Genomic DNA, 17,804 nt, shown 5'->3' with positions numbered 1-17,804 from the left:
CCTCCCGCCGCTCCCCCGACCTCGTGTGCCCCCGGTGCCGCCCGGCCGGGCCATGCGGTGTGCGCTGAACCGACCCAGGAGATTCTGTTGTGATCCTTTCGACCCCCCAGCGACCGCGCGAGCATCCGCCCGTCCGGGCCAGGACCGCTCCCGGCGTGCCCCGCGACGCCCCGTCGCCGGGCACGGAGCCGGGCACGAGCCCGGGTACGAACCCCTTCGCCCTGCTGTTGCTCCGGATCGGGCCCGCCGACCGCGAGGTGCTCTGGCTCTACCTGCTGACCCGGGTGGGCATCTGGACCATCGCCTACTGCACCCGCTGGATGTTCCCCGACGAACCGGGGACCCATCACGCCGCCTCGTTCTTCTCGTCGTGGCAGCGGTGGGACTGGTGGCACTACCTGCACATAGCCCAGCAGGGCTACTTCCCGGGCCAGTCCGGCCCCTGGACATCCGGCTGGGACAACAGGGAGGCCTTCTTCCCCGGCTTCCCGTTCCTGCTGCGGGCCGTGCACACCGTCGTACCGAGCTGGCCGGCCGCCGGTGCGCTGATATCCCTCGTCGCCGGCGGCGTCGCCGTGCTGGCCCTGGCCCGCATCGCCCGGCTGCACCTGCCCCAGGCCGAAGCCGGGCAGCGCGCGGCCCTGTTCTTCCTGCTCTCCCCCTGCGCGGTCTTCCTGGCCGTCGGCTACACCGAAGCGCTCTTCCTCGCCCTGGCCCTGCCCGCCTGGCTGGCCGCCCAGCGCCTCAACTGGCCGCTCGCGGCCGTCCTGACGTGCCTGGCCACCACCGTCCGGGTCAGCGGCCTCTTCCTCGCCGCGGCCCTCGCGGTCCACTTCCTGATGACCGCGCGCACCCCCGCCCACTGGCGCCGTCTGCCCTGGCTGGCGCTGCCCGCCCTGCCGCCGCTCCTCTACAGCTGGTACCTGCACGCGCACACCTCCGACTGGATGGCCTGGAAGCACGCCGAGGAACGCGGCTGGTACCGCGACTTCCACGCCCCCTGGGAAGCCTGGAAGAACACCTGGCACGCCGCCTTCGGACACTCCCAGGCCACCGGGTACGCCCTGATGTGCCAGGCCGAACTCCTCACCATGCTGGTCGGCATCGTCCTGTGCGGCCTGCTGGTCCGGCGGCGGCGCTGGGCGGAAGCCGCGTACATCGCGCTCAGTCTGTGGGCGCTGGGCACCTCCTACTGGTACACCTCCATTCCCCGCGCGACCCTCCTGTGGTGGCCGCTGTGGACCGGTCTCGCCGCCTGGAGCCTGCGAAGTCCCCGCGTCAAGACCGCCTATCTCGCCGTCGCGGCACCTCTGATGACCGTCTTCGCCGTCACCTTCCTCTCCGGACGCTGGGCCGGCTGACCCGCCCGCAGCCGGGCGGCTCACCCTCCCGGCCGGTCCGGGTGGCACCGGGGCCCGTGCGGGTGCTTGCTGGTCCCGGGGTGTGTCGGTCCGTCGACCGCCCCGGAGCCGGAGGAGGCGAGCGACCGCCCATGGAGACGCGAGGCCGGGCTCTGCGCACGCCGCGGGCCGCAGGAACGGCCGGGGTGGTCTTCGCCCTGCTGCTCGCCGCCGCCATCGTCATGATCCGGCTGGCGATTCCGTCCGCGCAGGGCAAGGGCTCCGGCGAGTGGCTCACCGACCCCTCGCGCCGGCGCACGGTGCGGACGGCGCTCGAACTCGTCCCGTTCGCGGGCATCGCCTTCCTGTGGTTCATCGGGGCCGTACGCGCCCGGATCGGGGACGCCGAGGACAAATTCCTCGCCACCGTCCTCCTGGGCAGCGGACTGGTCTTCGTGGCGACCCTTTTCGGGGCCGCGGCGGCGGCCGGAAGCCTGCTGGCGACGGCCGACGCGTCCGGGGCCGATCCCGGGCAGCAGCTGTGGTCATTCGGCGGGCACTTCACGTACGGCCTGCTGACGACCTACGCGATGCGCATGGCCGCGGTCTTCGTCTTCTCGACCTCCGCCATCGGGCACCGGCTCGGCATCCTGCCGCGCCCGCTCACGGTTCTCGGCGTCCTCGTCGGCCTGACCCTGCTCCTCGTGACCGGCACCGTCGCCTGGTCCGAGCTGGCGTTCCCGCTGTGGGCCCTGGTCATCGGCCTGCACATCCTCGTACGCGCCGCGGCGAACCCGTCGGCCCGCCGATGACCGCATAACTCCATCGGGCCGCCTGTGCTCGCGGATCCGGAACGGCCCTCGCACGCTGATGCGGGGGACTACTGGAAGGGCGGCCCCTTGATGAGGCTTGTCGTCGATCTCAACCGGTGTCAGGGGTACGCACAGTGCGCCTTCCTGGCACCCGATGTCTTCGCCATGCACGGCGAGGAATCGCTGTTGTACAACCCGCACGCCGACGAGGCGCAGCGCGAGCAGGTGCTGCGTGCCGCCACCGCGTGCCCGGTGCAGGCCATTCTGGTGGAGGACCCGGACGGCGCACCGGCCTCGGTGGAAGAGGGGCCGTCCGGTGTCCGGTGACGGTGCCCTGGAGCAACTGAGGCGCGAGGGGCGGATCGTGATCGTCGGCGCCTCCCTGGCCGGCCTCCGGGCCGCGGAGACCCTGCGGGAGGAGGGCTTCACCGGTTCGCTCACGCTGATCGGTGACGAGCCCCATGAACCGTACGACCGCCCGCCGCTCTCCAAACAGGTCCTGCTGGGCCACGCCTCCGCCGATCGCACCGAGCTGCCCAGGATGCACGGGCTCGACGCGGACTGGCGGCTCGGGGTCGCCGCCGCCGGGCTGGACATGGCGGCCAGGCGGGTGCGGCTGGCCGACGGCGACGAGGTGGAGTACGACCGGCTGCTGATCGCGACCGGTGTACGTGCCCGGCCGTGGCCGCATCCGGTGGAGGCCGAACTGGACGGGGTCTTCGTGCTGCGCACCCGCGACGACGCGGCCCGGCTCCAGCGGCGGCTGGCCGCATCGCCCCGTCGGGTGCTCGTCATCGGCGCGGGCTTCACCGGCTCGGAGATCGCCTCGGCCTGCCGCGAGCGCGGGCTGCCGGTGACCGTCGCCGAACGCGGGGCCGCGCCCCTCGTGGGCGCGCTCGGCGGTGTGATCGGCCAGGTGGCCGCGGAACTGCAGCGCGAGCACGGCGTGGACCTGCGCTGCGGAATCATGGTCACCGGGCTGGAGGGCGACTCCGCGGGACGGCTGCGGCGTGCCCATCTGTCCGACGGCACCGCCCTCGACGCGGATGTCGCCGTCGTCTCGCTCGGCGCCACCCGGAACACCGAGTGGCTGGCCGGATCCGGGCTCGGCGCCGGTCCGCGCGGAATCGCCTGCGACGCGGGCTGCCGGGCCTTCGACGTGCGCGGCATCGTGACCGACGACGTCTTCGTCGCCGGTGATGTCGCCCGGTCCCCGCACGCGCTCTTCGGCTACCAGTTCCTCTCCCTGGAGCACTGGGGCAACGCCGTCGCGCAGGCCGCGACCGCGGCGCACAACATGATCAGCAGCAGTTCCGAGCGCCGCCCGCATCTGTGGGTCCCCGCCTTCTGGTCCTCGCAGTTCGGGGTCAACATCAAGTCGGTCGGCGTCCCGTCCCTGGGCGAGGAGGTCATCGTCACCCAGGGCTCGCTCGCCGACCACCGCTTCACCGGCGTGTACGGGTACCAGGGCCGGGTCATCGCCGCGGTCTCCTTCGACCAGACGAAGTGGCTGGAGTTCTACCAGCGGCAGATCGAATCGGCCGCCCCGTTCCCCCCGGAGTACTCCTCGGTGGACCGCCGCCCCGAAGGTCTGCGACCGGTCCCGGCCGACTTCCCGGACCCCTCGCTGCCCACCCACGGGCCGTCCGTCACCGTCAGCGGCTACTCGCCGACCGACCAGCGGATCACCTTCACCCCCGCCCGCGCCTGACCCCAGCAAGGACCCCGCCACCATGACGCAAGACACGCTCCTGCGGCAGATCACCGACTACGCCAACCGCGCCGACCCGTACCCGCTGTACACCGAGCTCCGCAAGAAGCCGGTGCGCCAGGAGGGGGACGAGCTGTTCGTCGTCAGCACGTACTGGGAGATCAAGAGTCTGCTGCACGATCCGCGGATCAGCTCGGACGCCCGCAACCTCTCCCCCGGTGCCGCGGGCACCCTGCTCCAGGAGGAGGAGGCCTCGTCCCTGCCGCCCGCCTTCCTGCGGCTGGACCCTCCCGAGCACGACCGGTTGCGCCGTATGACGATGCGCCCGTTCGGGCCGCCGGAAACACCCCGGCGCATCCACAACATGCGCGGCGAACTGGCCCGCATCGTCACCGACCTCATCGACGGTTTCGGGGACCGGAAGCAGGTCGACATCGTCGACGACTTCTCGTACCCCTTCCCCGTCACCGTGATCTGCCGGCTGCTGGGCATTCCGCGCGAGGACGAGGCCCGCTTCCACTCCTGGGCCGACATCATCGCCGCCGGCCTCGACCCGGACCCCGACCAGGACCCCGGCGAGCGGCGCCGCGTCACCCAGCAGGCCCGCACCGAACTGGGGATGTACCTGTCCGGGCTCATCGACGAACGCAGCGGGGCGCCCGGCGACGACATGCTCTCCGAGCTGGTCACCCAGCACGGACCGGACGGGCAGATGACCCGGATGGAAGTGCTCAGCACCGCCGCCCTGCTCTTGATCGCCGGTCATGAGACCACGGTCAACCTCATCACCAACGGGATGCTCACGCTGCTGCGCAACCCCGACGTCCTCGAACGGCTGCGCAACGACTCCCGGCTGGCCGTCCCGCTCGTGGAGGAGCTCCTGCGCTTCGAGCCCCCCGTGCAGTTGCTCCCGCAGCGCACCACCCTCGCGGACATCGACATCGCGGGCACCACCATCCCCAAGGGCGCCTCCGTCTGGCTCGTTCTGGCCTCCGGCAACCGGGACCCGAAACGGTTCCCCGACCCCGACCGCTTCGACCCGGACCGGCAGGACATCCAGCATCTCGGCTTCGGCAGCGGCATCCACAACTGCTTCGGAGCACCCCTGGCACGCCTGGAGGCGCAACTCGCCCTGACCGAACTCGCCCACCGGCTCGACGGCCCGCGGCTGGTGGAGGACCCTCCCCCGTACCGGCAGAACGCCGTGCTGCGCGGCCCCCGCCATCTGAACGTCGCGTTCGACGGCCTCCGTACCCAGGGCCGGTTGTTTGGAACATGATGGGCGGATGCCGACGCACGAACCGGACCGGCGCGACCCCGGCCCCTCGCTGGAGCAGATCCTCGGGCTGATCGCCCCCGGGATGCTCGATGTCGTCGTGGCGCCGCGCGGTACCGGTGTGCCGGTGACCGATGTGGCGCTGTACGACCCCGGCGAGGAGCGGGACGACGGCACGTGGGCGGCGGCCGAGCTGATCCTGCTCGCGGTCGGGGTGGAGGTCGCCTCGCCCGAGGCCGTCGACGTGCTGCGCGGCGCCGACCGGGCCGGGGCCGCGGCCGTGGTGATGCGGCGGGGCAGCCGGGGGCCGCGGGCGGCGCTGCTGGAGGCGGCGGGCCGGGGACGTACGGCGCTGCTGACCCGGCGGCCGGATCAGGGCTGGACGGAGGTGCTCGGCCGGTTGCGGACTGCTCTGGTGCACAGCGCCCCGGCCGGGGCGGGCGGAACGGCCGGGTTGGCGGGGCTGCGGCTCGGCGATCTGTCCGGGCTGGCCAATACGGTGGCGGACCTGGTCGGCGGAGCCATCACGATCGAGGATCCGCAGTCGCGGGTGCTGGCCTACTCGCGGCTGGACCACGAACCGGATCCGATGCGCCGGCTGACGATCCTGGGCCAGGAGGTCCCCCGCTGGCGGGTCGTCGAGCTCCGCGAGAGCGGCTTCTTCCAGGCCCTGTGGAGCACCGAAGACGTGGTGCGGCTGCCCGCCGACGCCCGGTACGCCGAGCGGCTGGCCATCGCGGTGCGCCACGGGTCCGAGGTGCTCGGGTCCCTCTGGGCCGCCGCCGACGGGCAGCCGCTCGCCGAGGACGCGGCGGCCTCGCTGCGCACGGCGGCGCGGGCCGCCGTACCTCATCTGTCCCACCACCAGACCTGGGGCCGGGCCGCGGCCAGGGCCCGGGAAGGGGCGGTGCACGCGCTCCTGAGGGGGGACGTCCGGGCCGCGCACGAGGCCGGGGTCGCGACGGACCGGCCGTACGCGGTGGTGGTCGCGGAGGCGTACGAGGGGCGGGAGCCGGGTGTCGGCAAGGCGTCCGGTGCCGACAAGGCGTCCGGCATCGCCGGGCAGCGGGTGCTGGATGTGCTGGCGCTGCAGGCCGCCGCGTACCGGCCGGGGTGCGTGAGCGCGCGGTCCGGGCGGCTGCTGTACGTCCTGGTCCCGGCCGGGGACGGTGAGACCGATCCGGCCCGCACCCTGCTGGCGACCGCGCGCTCGATGCCGCGCGGCGTGGTCCTCGCGGGCGCCGGACCGGTGGCGGCCGGACCGTCGGGGCTGCCCGCCTCGCGGGAGACCGCGGAGCTGGTGGTGCGGGTGCTGCGGGAGCGGGCCGCGAGGCTGCCGGCCGGGGAGGCGGTGTCGGCGGTGGCGGCGTACGACGAGGTGGTCCCCGGGACGACGGTGCTCCGGCTGCTCGACCGGGTGGAGCCGTTGTGGGGGTCGCTGTCCGGGCCGGTGCACGCAATGGTGGAGCACGACCGGGCACACGGTTCGGCGTACGGCGATTCGGTCGCCGCCTACCTCGACGCGTCCTGCGACACGGGCACGGCCGCGCGGCGCCTCAATGTGCACCCCAACACCCTGCGGTACCGGCTGCGCCGGGCCCGGGAGCTGTTCGGCGTCGATCCGGCCGACCCCGCCGTGCGGCTCCTGGCGGAGGTCGGACTGCGGCTCGCGGCCCGCCGGCCGCCCGGGACGGACGGCCGTTGATCGTTCGGCTGTCCGGTACGGCAAAGGAATCGGGCCGACGTCGTCGTGTCGGTCGAAGACGCGCCGCCCCCTCCGCGCCGAAGCTGTCCGTACAGCCGATTCGAAGCTGTCCGTACGCCCGGCACGAAGCCGTCCGTACGGACCAGGTGGCAGATGGAGGGGTGTTGTCGTGGTTCGCATGACTTCAGGCTCGGCGGCCCGGCAGCGCGGTGACCGCCGCACGGCGGCGCTGGCGCGTGCCGTCGAGGACGGGCTGCTCGGTCCGCAGGCGCCCGTGGTCGGGCTCCTCGACGTGGACGGTGTGCTCGACGCGGTGGACGCGCTGAACGAGGCGTTCGAGGGGCCCGCCCCGGTACGGCACACCTTCGCGGCGAAGGCGTGCGGTCTGGTGCCGGTGCTGCGGTTGCTCGCGGACGCGGGGATGGGGTGCGAAGTGGCCTCGCCCGGTGAGCTGGAGCAGGCGCTGGCGGCCGGGTTCGCGTACGACCGGCTGGTCTTCGACAGCCCCGCGAAGACGGTCGAGGAGCTGGAGTTCGCGCTCGCCCACGGCATCGCGATCAACCTGGACAACTTCCAGGAGATGGCCCGGGTGGACCGCCTGCTGGCCGGCCGGGAGGCCGCCGGACCCATCGGCCTCCGGGTGAACCCGCAGGTGGGGGCGGGGGCCATCGGCGCGATGAGCACCGCGACCGCGACCTCGAAATTCGGCGTCGCGCTGCGTGATCCGGGGGCCGTCGACGCGGTGGTCGAAGCCTTCGAGCGCCGGCCCTGGCTCAACCGGCTGCACGCGCACGTCGGTTCCCAGGGCTGCCCGCTGCCGCTCATCGCCGAGGGCATCCGCGCGGCGTACGAGCTGGCCGAGCGGATCAACACCCGGCTGGGCCACGCCCGGATCACCGGGATCGACATCGGCGGCGGCCTGCCCGTCAACTTCGCCGACGAGGACGACCGGCCCACGTACGCCGACCACGTCGCCGGACTCCGCGAGGCCGCACCGGGTCTCTTCGACGGCCGCTACACCCTGGTCACCGAGTTCGGCCGCTCCCTGCTCGCCAAGAGCGGGACGATCGGCACCGTCGTCGAGTACACCAAGTCCGCGGGCGGACGGCAGATCGCGGTCACGCACGCGGGTGCCCAGGTCGCCACCCGTACCGTGTTCATGCCCGGCTCCTGGCCGCTGCGCGTCGGGGTCTTCGACGCCGCGGGCCGCCCCAAGCAGGGCCCGGCCCAGGTCGTCGACATCGCGGGCCCCTGCTGCTTCGCCGGCGACCTCACCGCGAGCGGGCTCGAACTCCCCGTCGTCGAACCCGGCGACGTGGTGGCGCTCTACGACACCGGGGCGTACTACTTCTCCTCGCACTTCTCGTACAACTCGCTGCCCCGGCCCGCGGTGTACGGCTACTGCACCGGCGCCGACGGGCAGGTGCGCTTCGCGCTGGTGCGCGAGGCGCAGAGCGTGCGCGGGGTCGTCGAGGAGAGCGGCCTCGCGCAGGCGGACAATCTGGTGGCGCTGTCCGCGAGGTGAGCTCCCGTCAGGACCTCCGGCCGAAGAACTCGATCTCGGCGACGGCGAGCCGGCGGCCGGGACCCGCTCCGTAGGTGGTGTCGGTCGTGAGCCGGGCCCTGACGATCTCCGATCCGCGCAGGTCGAAGGTCTGCTGGCCCGGCTGGTCCTTGACCCGCAGCTTCTTGCTGACACTGGTTCCGTCGGCGGAGGTGAGCAGGACGGTGATTTTGGCCGGGCGGGCCTGGGTGAGGAACTCGTCCATCTTGGCCGACGTACCCGAGAAGACGACCAGCTTCAGCACCCGTACCGGCTGCTCGAAGTCGCACTCCAGGTACTGGCCCACCCCGGTGTCGGGCCCGGCGGCCGAGGGCGCCCAGTAGCGGTTGTTGAAGCCGTCGAACGCCGCACCCGCTGGGTGCCCCGCAGCCCGGCTGGAGGCCCGGAACCGGGTGGGCGGCACCGCCTCCGGCGTCCCGGTCTCGTCCTTGGCGAAGCCGAACCAGCCGGACACGTGCGGAAGGGCGAACCAGACACCGCACGCCAGCACGATCAGCACGATCGGCAGCGCCAGACCGGGGCGGCGCCACAGTCGGCGCCTCGGCCGGGTGCCCGCGGTGGGCGCCTGACGCGGTCGCCGCCGGAAGATCCGGCGCCACCAGGGAGGCCGGACATCGGGCGGCGGGCCCGGGTCCAGGAGCAGCGCGCAGCGGATGCACAGGGTGCGGTCCGGGGCGTTCTCCGTACGGCAGTTGGGGCAGTGGACGGGCGGGGCGGGCGGCGGGCCCGGGGGTGTGCTCGGCGGGCCGGGCGGTACGTCGGGCAGCGCCTCGGGCCCCGGGACCGGCTCGTCCGGGTCGTCGCCGGGGCGACGCGGGGCGGCTGCCGCGACAACAGGGGGAGAGGGCTGAGGGGACGGCTGGGGTGCGGGGTGTGGCTGGGACGGCTGGGGTGGCCGGTGCGGCTGGGGAGCCGGCTGCGGCCGGGGCCGGGGCGGCTGGGGGGCCGGGGTGGCCGGAGGCGCCGGGGAACCGCTCTGCGGCGCCTCCCACTCCAGGAACGCCTGGCACGACGTACAGAACTGCGTCCCCGGCGCGTTGTTCTGGCCGCACGTCCCGCAGATCACGAGACCTCCAGGTCGAAGCCCACGTGCGCCGGGATCTCCGTACGGATCAGCTCCTCCAGCCGTACCCGGTCGACCTGGTACGGCTGCGCGGCCCGGACCCGGACCGTGACCCATGGCCGCGGGCCGCCCGGGAACCGGGTGTGCGGCGTCGTCGACCACGCCGTGCCGCCGCTCTCCACGATCTCCGGCTCGATCCCGGTCTCCAGGAACACCGCCTCCGCGAGACCGCGCCGGGTGCCTCGCCGGCTGTGCCGCTCGACCGCGCCGCGCACCGTCGCGCGGCGCTGCTCGACCGGGCGGTCCGTGCGGGTGTCGACGGCCACCCACTGGGCCAGCCAGGCCAGGAAGTCCTCGGGCGCACTGCGGGGGTCGAGGTGGGCGGGCAGATTGTCGATGGAGAGCAGGACCGGGGCGAGTACGTCGTCGAGCGCCGCGAGGAACCGGCGCAGGAAGTCCTGCTCCAGGTAGACCGCCGGGAGCTGTTCGATCAGCGGGTGCGGTGTCGGCAGGCCGGTCACGGCTGTGCGCATGGCGGTCAGGCCTCCCGTACCCGGAGCTGGTGCTCGTAGCTGAAGACCAGCGCGTGCCGGTCCAGTGCGATCTTGGTGGTGGGCTCGCCGCGCTGCCCGTTCACGGGGTCGGCGGGGAAGAGGCGTACGTCCTCCACCAGGTCCACGCCCGGCACCTGTTGCAGTACGGCGAACGCCTCGCCCGACTGGATCGGCCGGCCGAACGGCCAGCCGTCGCGGCCCGGTCCGCCGCTCAGCGGGTTGAAGTAGCTGTAGAGGGCGGTCAGCGCCTCCTCGCGCACCTGCTCCAGCACGACACCTCTGCGGGCCTGGACCGAGGCGACCACGGTGACCCCCTGGTAGAAGGGCCGCTCGACCACCAACCGGGCGCCGATGGGCCTTCGTTCGTCCAGATGGCCCGCGATCAGGGCGAGGGTGTGCTGCGGCGGGATCAGCTCGTCGAACTGGATCCGGCCCTGCTCGTCGCTGCGCCCGGCCGGTACGACGAGCAGCCGCACCCCGCCCGCCTCGACGTCCGGGTCCCCGCCGGCCGGGATGCACTGCACCCGGGACGCGTCGGGCGCGACCTCCCGGGCGAGCAGTTCGTAGTCGTGCGGCACGACGGCCCGGTGCAGGGTCCGCAGCGTCATCGGGCCGCGCACCCGGGCGCTCTCCACCGTCTCGCCGTCGACCCCGCCGAGCGCGGGGCGGCGGTTCTCCACCCGGGCCACGTACGGGATGGCGCTGCGCAGCACCCGGAGCGTGGCGCGGGCGACATTGCCGCGCAGCCCCCCGCCGGTGCGGTACGAGCGCACGCGCACGGCGGCGCCCTTCGGCGGCACCTTCCCGTAGTAGCGGATGGAGCCGTCCCGTTCCCGTACTGCCGGACCGAATTCGACCCGCCCCGAGTTGGGGTCGAGCGTGATGTGCCGGTCCTCGGGGCCGGAGTGCGCAAAGTCGTCGACCCGGGTCCACTCCGTGCCCTGCGGGTCTCCCGCCGGGTCCGCGACCTCGACGACGAAGTCGCCGGGGACGACCGGCGGGCGGCTCACCGTGAAGATCTGGCCGGGTACGCCCTCGGCCGGGCCGAGCACCTCGTCGGTCACGGTCTCGGCGTGCACGGCTCCGACGGTCGCGCCGATCGTGAACGCGGTGATCCGGCGGACCACCGGGGGCGCCATGTAGGTGGGCTGGCCCGGGACGGCCTCCACCAGGCGGCAGCGCAGCCAGCCGCCGGTCCGGCGTACGACGACGGCGGGCGTGTGGCCCTGAGGGAGGTGCAGGATCAGCTCTCCGGACCGGTTGAAGCCGCCGGTGTCGTCCTTCTCGATCTCGCAGGCCGTCCAGGCACTGCCGTCCCATGCCTCCCAGAGCAGCGGCGGCCGCAGCGGGTCCACGCCGACGCCCTCGACCGCGCAGTCCAGCCGCAGTACGACGACTCCCGAGGGGACGGCCGCGGACAGGCCCACGTAGAGGGCGTCGCCGGGCGCGGGCGTGGCGCCGAAGCAGGGGACGGACCGGCCGAGCGCGAGTTCCTCGGTACGGTCGACCGCGTCGCCGGACGTCGGCCAGGTGGCGAGGTGGGCGAACTCGCAGGGAACTATGGACAGTTCGCCGACGGTCGTGAAGACCACCGCCTCCTCGGTCTCCGTGCGTACGGTCGCGACCTCCGTACCGGCCCGCACCCGCACCGGTTCGGGCTGCGGCGCGGAGAGCCGGAACGTCACATCGGTGTGGGCGGCCGTGGGCGGGTGGAGCCGGACCCCGATCAGGTCGAGGAAGGTCAGATAGCTCTTCTCCGGGACCCGGTTCACCCGGTAGACGAGCTGGTCGACCATGGTCGCGAAGGCCTCGATGAGGGTCACGCCCGGGTCCGACACATTGTGGTCGGTCCACTCGGGGCAACGCTGCTGGACGAGCCGTTTCGCCTCGTCGACCAGGCCCTGGAAGCGGCGGTCGTCCAGATACGGGCTGGGCAGCGTCACGCGCCGTCCACCTCCTCGTGCTGCGGGATCACATAGAACGGAAAGACCAGGTTCCGGGGGTCGTTGGCGCCCCGGACGGTGTAGCCGATGTCGATGTACAGGACCCCGTTGTCCACCTCGTCGAACCGGACGACGACCTCGGTGACCTCGATCCGGGGCTCCCACCGGTCCAGCGCGAGACGCACCTCGTACGCCAGCTGTCCGGCCGTGCCCGCGTCCGCCGGGGCGAACACGTAGTCGTTGACGGCGCAGCCGAACTCCGGCCGCATCGGCCGCTCGCCCGGTGACGTCGCCAGGATCAGCCGGATCGACTCCTCCAGCTCGTGCTCCCCGCGCACCAGGGCGATGGAACCGGTGGCATCGGTGCGCGGCGGGAAGGCCCAGCCCGCGCCGATGAACTCCTGACCCATGGACGCTCAGCCTCCGATCAGCACCGTCAGGCACCCGGACACGATCGGCGCGCCGCAGGCGGCCCGGTCCCCGACGCGTGCGGCGGGCTGCCCGCCGATCAGCACCGTGGTGCTGCCGGGCGGCGTGATCGTGGACGGGGCGTGCACCGCGGGCGGCGGCGACGCGCACAGGTGCGGGGTGCCGACCGTGGCGGCGGGGAGCCCGCCGATGAGCACGGACGGGACGCCGGGGAGCCCGACCGTGCCGGGGTGTCCGGTGGGGTCTCCGACCCGTGCGGCTGCCGCCGCGGCTGCTGACATGGAAGTCCGTTCCTCTCGCTCAGCGCGTCCGCGCGGTCAATTGATCTTCACCATGGGTGCGTTGATGGCCAGGGAGGAGCCGCCCTTGATGTCGGTGCGCTGCGTTCCGTTGACCGCGACCTGGGCGCCCCGGACGTCCACCGTGCCGCCGGTGGAGAGCTTGACCTCGCCGGTCCCGCCGTCGACGCTCACTCCGCTGCGGGACTTCAACGTGACGCTGTCACCGCTCAGTTCGAGCGCTCCCTGCCCGCCGTCCAGCGCGACCCCGCGGGCCGCCTTGATGGACACCTGCTGCTTGGCCTCGATGTTCACGCTGCCGTCGCTGTTGATCACGATCACGGTGCCCTTGCGGTCCAGATCGATCTTCAGCTTTCCGTCGCCGGTGAGCAGGCGTACGCCCTGCGGCCCGTTGGCGTTGTCCAGGATCTCCAGCTGGTTGCCGCTCTTGGAGGCGATCGAGCGTCGGTTGACGGCCCCGCTGGTCGGGTCGACCAGCGGGTCTCCCGGGGCGGACTCCGAGGCGGGTCCCGCGGTGGACGGTGCGTCGGAGACGGCTCCGGGCACCGCACCGGCCGCGCCTCCCGGTCCACCGCCGGCCGGGCCCCCGCCGCCTCCGCCGCCCCCGCTGCTGCCGCTGCCCTGGGACGGCCGGTCCTTCCCGTTGTACAGACCGGCGAGGACGTACGGACGGTCCAGGTGCCCGTGCTCGAACCCCACCAGCACCTCGTCCCCGACCTCGGGGATGAACGCCTCGCCGCCGCTCGTCCCGCCGGACTGGGCCGTACGCGCCCAGTCGCTCGCGTACTCGTCCGACAGCCAGGGGAACCGCACCTTGACCCGGCCCGAGCCCTCCGGGTCCTGGGTGTCCGTGACCGTCCCGCTGACCAGCCCCGCGCACCGCGATCCGCCCCCGCCGGCTCCGGACCCGCCGGCCCCCGGCCCCCCGCCGGTCAGCCCGAACAGCGAGCGCTCCTGTTGACCGGAGACGGTGAGCCAGGTCTCGTAGCCGCGCACCGGGTCGAAGACATGCCGCGACGACGTGACCGTGTACCGCCCCTCGAACGGCGCCCCCACCGCGTTGAGCGCCACCGCGCTGCCGGCCCGCACCTCCGGGTTCCCCCGGATCACCGCCTCCAGCTCCGCGAACGACCCGGCGATCCGCTCGGCCAGCGCCTTCGCCGCCTGGTCCACCTGCGCCTGTGCCCCGTACGCCGCGTCGGTGACCACGAAGCGCGCCTCGCCGAACGGGGCGGACACCTCGGCCGCGCTCACCCCCAGCTCCAGCGTCGCCGACCTCCCGGCGGGTGCCCGCCCGACCAGCGGTTGCTTGGCCTTGATGTCCCAGCCGCGCACCTCGACCTCGGAGACCTGCTCGGCGGAGGACACCCCGGCCCGGCAGCGCAGCAGATTGCTGCCCATCTCCAGGACCAGCGGATTGCGGTCGGCCCGCGCCGAGCCGTCCGGTGCGCCGCTCGCCTCCGCGGGCCGGGTGATGTGCAGCTGCCCGTCGAGCACGTACGCCTGGGCGCCCGCCTCCTCGGCCAGGTCCCGGATGAACTCCCAGTCGGTGACGTTGGGCTGGGCGATGTGTTCGAGCACGGGACCGGCCACGTCGACCGTTCCCGGCTTCAGTCCGGCGCGCTGGGCGACCTGGGCGCAGATGTCGGCGAGGGTCATGTTCTGGTAGCTGGCCACCCGGCGTCCGCGGAACAGCCGGTGCGACTCGTCGAGACCGCGTACGACGGTGAAGGTGCCGGTCTCGTCGAGCTCCACCTCCAGCGCGGTGACCACCCCCTTCAGCAGCGGTTTCGGTGCCGGGTCGCCGCCCGCCCGAGCCAGCAGCCTGACCTCGCTGCCGATCTTCAGCCCGGTCTGCTCCAGCAGCACCCGGTCCGGATCGCGGAAGCGCAGGAGGAACAGGTCGGGCAGCGTCCGGCTGTCGTCGACGTACCCCTCGACCAGCGTGTTCACGAACTTCGCCGGCAGCGGACTGCCGCCGAACTCCACCACCAGCGCCGTCGCGACGCCCGGCTGCGCCATCAGGACCGCCCTCCGTCCCGGCCCTCTTCGAGCCGGCTCAGCTCGTCGAGCGCGGGAAGCAGCAGCTGCCGGCCGGGGGCCAGCCGCATCGGGTCGTCGATCCCGTTGGCCTCCGCGATCACCCGCCAGGCCGCCGGGTCGCCGTACTCGCGCTGGGCGAGCGACGGCAGCGAGTCCCCGGCGTCCAGCCGGTGCACCCGGCGGGCCGCGAGGGCGCCCGAGGTCGGGTTCTGGCCCGGGGTGTCGCCGCTGATCTCCTCCATCGTCACCTGGCAGACGGCCCGGATCGGCACGCCCGACGTGGTGAACAGGGTGTATTTCGCCTGTACTTGGCTGACGTAGCCGGGGAATCCGGTCAGCCCGCCCCAGTGGAAGACCACCCACGGCGGCGAGGAGCGCTGCTGCTGACGGGTCTCGTTCGTCGGCACGCAGCACGCGAAGAGCTGCTCCACGGAGGTCACCACGCGGGTGTCCTGGGTGTCGCTGGCGTCGAAGAACATCTCCACGGTGAGCTTGCTGGGCTGCGAGCCCTGGTACTCCGGCGGGCCGGAGCTCTTCGCGCCCTTGGCCGGACTCCGCTTCCAGGAGGCGGCCTTGGTGAGGCTGAGCTCCTTGGGGTTGAACTGGAAGTCGATCCGCCCGCACGGGCCGCCGGGGGTGAGGCCGCCGCCGGTCGGCGGGGTCCGCAGTTCCAGATAGGCGTGCTCCAGCTTGGGCCTGGCCGAACCGCCCTTGCCCGCCTTCGCGGCCGACGCCCCGGACGTACCGGCGGCGCTGAAGGCGATGGGACCCGCACCGCTCACGACGCTCAGCCCTCCATCACATAGCCGTGATGGGCGATCTCGATCGTCTCCATCGCGACCTTGGGCGATTCGGGGGTGAAGGAGGGGCCGGTCCAGCGGACGGGCACGACCTCCAGCAGCCCCCACTGGGCCACCTTCTGCCCGTCCCCGGTGCGCGCCTCGATGTGCGCCGTCTTGCGGCTGAACCCGGTCGTCATGGTGGCGAACCAGCGCGCCACCTTCTCGGTCTCCTTGGTGAGCGGCCTGGACAGCTTGACGTTCGAGTACTTCAGGCGGGTCGGCAGCTGCCACAGATGCCCGTTGTTGCCGCCCTCCTCCCGTGTTTCGAGCACCACTTCGCAGCCCAGCCCGTCACATGTGTTGAACGATCCGAGCTCGATGTCGTCGATCGTGACGACGAAGCAGACACTGACGGCGGGATCGTTGTCCTGGGCGGTGGCCATGGCGCGTACCTCTCGATTTCAGTGCCTGATGGTGATCTCAGTGCCTGGTGTTGATGAGGAATCCCGCTCGTTCGCGTTCCAGCCGCAGATCCGCCTTGAAGAGCCTGCTGAGCGGCGGATACAGGGCGCGTACCAGCTCGTCGGTGACGACGGGCGCTCCACCTGGGGCGGTGGCGTGGGCAGGAGCACCCGGCGCACCGTGGCCCTCGGCCGTGGACCCGGGTTCCGGTTCCGGTCGGGGCTCCGGATCGGGTTCGGGCGAGGGCTCCTGGGGCGGATCCGGTGGCGGTGGTTCCTCGGTCTCCGTCTCGCGCTGGACGACGGGCGGCGCGTACGGCGGGGGCGGTGTCCCGAAGACCACACTGCCGTCGGCCATCCGCTGAGCCACCCCGGCGGCCACGGCGACCGAACCGGCCGAAGTGAAGGAGGGCGCGGACGGAGTGTGGGCGGCGGACGGTGCGGTACGGCTACCGGAACCCGGCAATGAACGCGGCACCGGCGGCCCCCCGACTGCCTGACGTTGCAGGGCGGGAAGCGGCGGGGAGGGCGCACCCGTGGCCTGCCCCGGAGTCGTGGCGGTACGTTGCAGCGCCGCCGGTACGGATGGTGTCGCCGCCGCCATCGACGGCGCACCCGGCCCGGCGGGCGTCCAGCGCACCGGTACGGCATCGGGCAGGAACGGCAGCCCGGGACCCGGTACCGGGCCCGCACCGGCCGGCGGCGACAGCGCCACCCCGTCCGCGGCGGAGCGCTGTACGGCGCCCGCCCCACCGTTCCGACCGTTCTGGAGCGTCACGGGCCGGTCGGCGAGCAGCGGCGCGACCGGAGCGGTGGTCGGGGGCGGCGCCATGGGCGCCTGCGGCGGCACGGCGGGAGTCCGCTGCACGGCCGGGGCGGGCGCGGGCGTCGGTACGGACTCCGACGCGGCGGGGAGCAGGGGAGAGTCGCCGAGCAGCGGTGCGGTGGGCGCGTCGGAGTCGGCGGCCGCCTCCGTGGCCGCGGGTACCTGAGGGGCCTCGGGTACCTCACCGGCACCACCGTCCGCCACACTCCGGGCGACCGGAACCGCTCCGGCCGCCCCTTCCGCCTCCGGACCGGCGTGGGCAGTCTGTCGCTGTGCCGTGGGCGGCAGTGCGGACATCGGCGCGCCGAGTCCGGGCGCCCGCCGGGGCCGGTCCGGGACCGGCGGCCTCACCGACCGCTGAACGGGCGGGGCCGGGGTGGCCGGCCGGGGCGCAGCCGGCTCGGGCACAGCCGGCTCGGGCACAGCGGATTCGGGCACAGCGGATTCGGGCGCCGCCACCAAGGGCTGCTCGCCCACCAGTTGGCGTACCGGCAACTCCGCCACGGCCGACTCCCCGGCCGACGTCATCGCGGGCTCACCACCCGGGACAGCGCGCTGCACGGGCACGGACAAGGGGACGGACAGGGGCACGGACAGGGGAATGGACCTGGCGCGGACCGGCAGCTCCACCGAACGTTCCACGGACCGCTGCACGGACCGCTGCACCGGCGACGGACGGTCCGCGGTGGCCGGGGCGGTGATCCCGTGCACCAGCCCGGTGGGCGCGTCCGGGCTGACCAGATGCCCCAGCGGTGTCCCGAGCGAGGCATCCTGCCGGGTGGAGAGCGATCCCTGGAATCCGGAGGGGTCGATGACCAGATCCTGAGTGCCCAGGGTCCGCTGGATGGGCGGCAGTTCGGCCAGGTCGACCCGCTCGCGCGGCACGGCCGGCACAGTGGCGCCCGCGCTGCCCGCCTCCGCAGCCGTACTGCTCGTACTCGTCTCCGTGCGCCCGCCACCGCGCAGCCAGGACATCAGGCCCATGGATTCTTCCGC

The 17,804-nt window shown here is 73.4% G+C and carries 16 protein-coding genes; 7 read left to right on the top strand and 9 right to left on the bottom strand.

The features are described from left to right. Window positions 1–89: 89 nt before the first annotated feature. The 7 genes from ACFVX4_RS07195 (at window position 90) to ACFVX4_RS07165 (ending at window position 8,369) form a co-directional block, all read left to right on the top strand. The gene (locus tag ACFVX4_RS07195) at window positions 90–1,361 is read left to right on the top strand and encodes a mannosyltransferase family protein (RefSeq protein WP_389972734.1); all 1,272 of its coding nucleotides are present in this window, start codon (window positions 90–92) and stop codon (window positions 1,359–1,361) included. Between the two features lie 131 nt (window positions 1,362–1,492). Beyond that, window positions 1,493–2,152: a hypothetical protein gene (locus tag ACFVX4_RS07190; RefSeq protein WP_389972732.1), complete on the top strand. Its 660-nt coding sequence runs from the start codon at window positions 1,493–1,495 to the stop codon at window positions 2,150–2,152. A 90-nt stretch (window positions 2,153–2,242) separates the two neighbouring features. Beyond that, window positions 2,243–2,479 (top strand): ferredoxin, encoded by a 237-nt coding sequence (locus ACFVX4_RS07185; RefSeq protein ID WP_389972730.1) that lies wholly within the window; start codon window positions 2,243–2,245, stop codon window positions 2,477–2,479. After that, a complete protein-coding gene (locus ACFVX4_RS07180) occupies window positions 2,469–3,863 on the top strand; it encodes an NAD(P)/FAD-dependent oxidoreductase (protein ID WP_389972728.1) in 1,395 nt (464 codons plus the stop codon). Before ACFVX4_RS07185 ends, ACFVX4_RS07180 begins: the two co-directional genes overlap by 11 nt. Window positions 3,864–3,885: 22 nt before the next feature. Next, entirely contained in the window at window positions 3,886–5,142 is a 1,257-nt protein-coding gene (locus ACFVX4_RS07175; protein ID WP_389972726.1) for a cytochrome P450, read from the top strand. A gap of 7 nt (window positions 5,143–5,149) precedes the next feature. After that, window positions 5,150–6,844 (top strand): PucR family transcriptional regulator, encoded by a 1,695-nt coding sequence (locus tag ACFVX4_RS07170; protein ID WP_389972724.1) that lies wholly within the window; start codon window positions 5,150–5,152, stop codon window positions 6,842–6,844. A 178-nt stretch (window positions 6,845–7,022) separates the two neighbouring features. Further along, entirely contained in the window at window positions 7,023–8,369 is a 1,347-nt protein-coding gene (locus ACFVX4_RS07165) for a diaminopimelate decarboxylase (RefSeq protein ID WP_389972722.1), read from the top strand. A 7-nt stretch (window positions 8,370–8,376) separates the two neighbouring features. On the opposite strand, the gene ACFVX4_RS07160 is transcribed toward ACFVX4_RS07165, so the two are convergent. From ACFVX4_RS07160 to ACFVX4_RS07120, 9 genes are read right to left on the bottom strand one after another with little or no spacing between them, the layout of a single operon-like run. Next, window positions 8,377–9,474: a discoidin domain-containing protein gene (locus ACFVX4_RS07160; protein WP_389972720.1), complete on the bottom strand. Its 1,098-nt coding sequence runs from the start codon at window positions 9,472–9,474 to the stop codon at window positions 8,377–8,379. Continuing rightward, window positions 9,471–10,004, bottom strand: a complete 534-nt coding sequence (locus tag ACFVX4_RS07155; protein ID WP_266416548.1) for a phage tail protein — start codon at window positions 10,002–10,004, stop codon at window positions 9,471–9,473. Before ACFVX4_RS07155 ends, ACFVX4_RS07160 begins: the two co-directional genes overlap by 4 nt. Window positions 10,005–10,009: 5 nt before the next feature. Next, complete coding sequence (locus ACFVX4_RS07150) at window positions 10,010–11,968, bottom strand: putative baseplate assembly protein (protein ID WP_389972718.1); 1,959 nt, start codon at window positions 11,966–11,968, stop codon at window positions 10,010–10,012. Next, window positions 11,965–12,378 (bottom strand): GPW/gp25 family protein, encoded by a 414-nt coding sequence (locus ACFVX4_RS07145; protein ID WP_072488546.1) that lies wholly within the window; start codon window positions 12,376–12,378, stop codon window positions 11,965–11,967. Before ACFVX4_RS07145 ends, ACFVX4_RS07150 begins: the two co-directional genes overlap by 4 nt. Before the next feature lie 6 nt (window positions 12,379–12,384). Further along, a complete protein-coding gene (locus tag ACFVX4_RS07140; RefSeq protein ID WP_389972715.1) occupies window positions 12,385–12,678 on the bottom strand; it encodes a PAAR domain-containing protein in 294 nt (97 codons plus the stop codon). A gap of 36 nt (window positions 12,679–12,714) precedes the next feature. Further along, on the bottom strand, window positions 12,715–14,718 hold the full coding sequence (locus tag ACFVX4_RS07135; protein WP_389972713.1) for a VgrG-related protein: 2,004 nt from the start codon (window positions 14,716–14,718) through the stop codon (window positions 12,715–12,717). Beyond that, window positions 14,718–15,521 (bottom strand): peptidase M23, encoded by an 804-nt coding sequence (locus ACFVX4_RS07130; RefSeq protein WP_326766754.1) that lies wholly within the window; start codon window positions 15,519–15,521, stop codon window positions 14,718–14,720. The genes ACFVX4_RS07135 and ACFVX4_RS07130 overlap by 1 nt, the downstream gene beginning before the upstream one ends. 5 nt (window positions 15,522–15,526) lie before the next feature. Continuing rightward, window positions 15,527–15,964: a phage tail protein gene (locus tag ACFVX4_RS07125; RefSeq protein WP_093549687.1), complete on the bottom strand. Its 438-nt coding sequence runs from the start codon at window positions 15,962–15,964 to the stop codon at window positions 15,527–15,529. A 37-nt stretch (window positions 15,965–16,001) separates the two neighbouring features. Further along, window positions 16,002–17,792, bottom strand: a complete 1,791-nt coding sequence (locus tag ACFVX4_RS07120; protein WP_389972710.1) for a hypothetical protein — start codon at window positions 17,790–17,792, stop codon at window positions 16,002–16,004. Window positions 17,793–17,804: the final 12 nt, after the last annotated feature.

The sequence above is a fragment of the Streptomyces sp. NPDC058240 genome (genome assembly GCF_042882135.1).
Lineage (GTDB): Bacteria > Actinomycetota > Actinomycetes > Streptomycetales > Streptomycetaceae > Streptomyces.
The sequence above is the reverse complement of the archived record's forward strand: the minus strand, read 5'-3'. Positions and strand labels throughout refer to the sequence as shown.

Coding starts and splice junctions, on each gene's coding strand:
- ACFVX4_RS07140 (WP_389972715.1), bottom strand. CDS start 12,678: ATGTCAGCAGCCGCGGCGGCAGCCGCACGGGTCGGAGACCCCACCGGA.
- ACFVX4_RS07170 (WP_389972724.1), top strand. CDS start 5,150: ATGCCGACGCACGAACCGGACCGGCGCGACCCCGGCCCCTCGCTGGAG.
- ACFVX4_RS07185 (WP_389972730.1), top strand. CDS start 2,243: ATGAGGCTTGTCGTCGATCTCAACCGGTGTCAGGGGTACGCACAGTGC.
- ACFVX4_RS07190 (WP_389972732.1), top strand. CDS start 1,493: ATGGAGACGCGAGGCCGGGCTCTGCGCACGCCGCGGGCCGCAGGAACG.
- ACFVX4_RS07145 (WP_072488546.1), bottom strand. CDS start 12,378: ATGGGTCAGGAGTTCATCGGCGCGGGCTGGGCCTTCCCGCCGCGCACC.
- ACFVX4_RS07165 (WP_389972722.1), top strand. CDS start 7,023: ATGACTTCAGGCTCGGCGGCCCGGCAGCGCGGTGACCGCCGCACGGCG.
- ACFVX4_RS07125 (WP_093549687.1), bottom strand. CDS start 15,964: ATGGCCACCGCCCAGGACAACGATCCCGCCGTCAGTGTCTGCTTCGTC.
- ACFVX4_RS07155 (WP_266416548.1), bottom strand. CDS start 10,004: ATGCGCACAGCCGTGACCGGCCTGCCGACACCGCACCCGCTGATCGAA.
- ACFVX4_RS07175 (WP_389972726.1), top strand. CDS start 3,886: ATGACGCAAGACACGCTCCTGCGGCAGATCACCGACTACGCCAACCGC.
- ACFVX4_RS07120 (WP_389972710.1), bottom strand. CDS start 17,792: ATGGGCCTGATGTCCTGGCTGCGCGGTGGCGGGCGCACGGAGACGAGT.
- ACFVX4_RS07135 (WP_389972713.1), bottom strand. CDS start 14,718: ATGGCGCAGCCGGGCGTCGCGACGGCGCTGGTGGTGGAGTTCGGCGGC.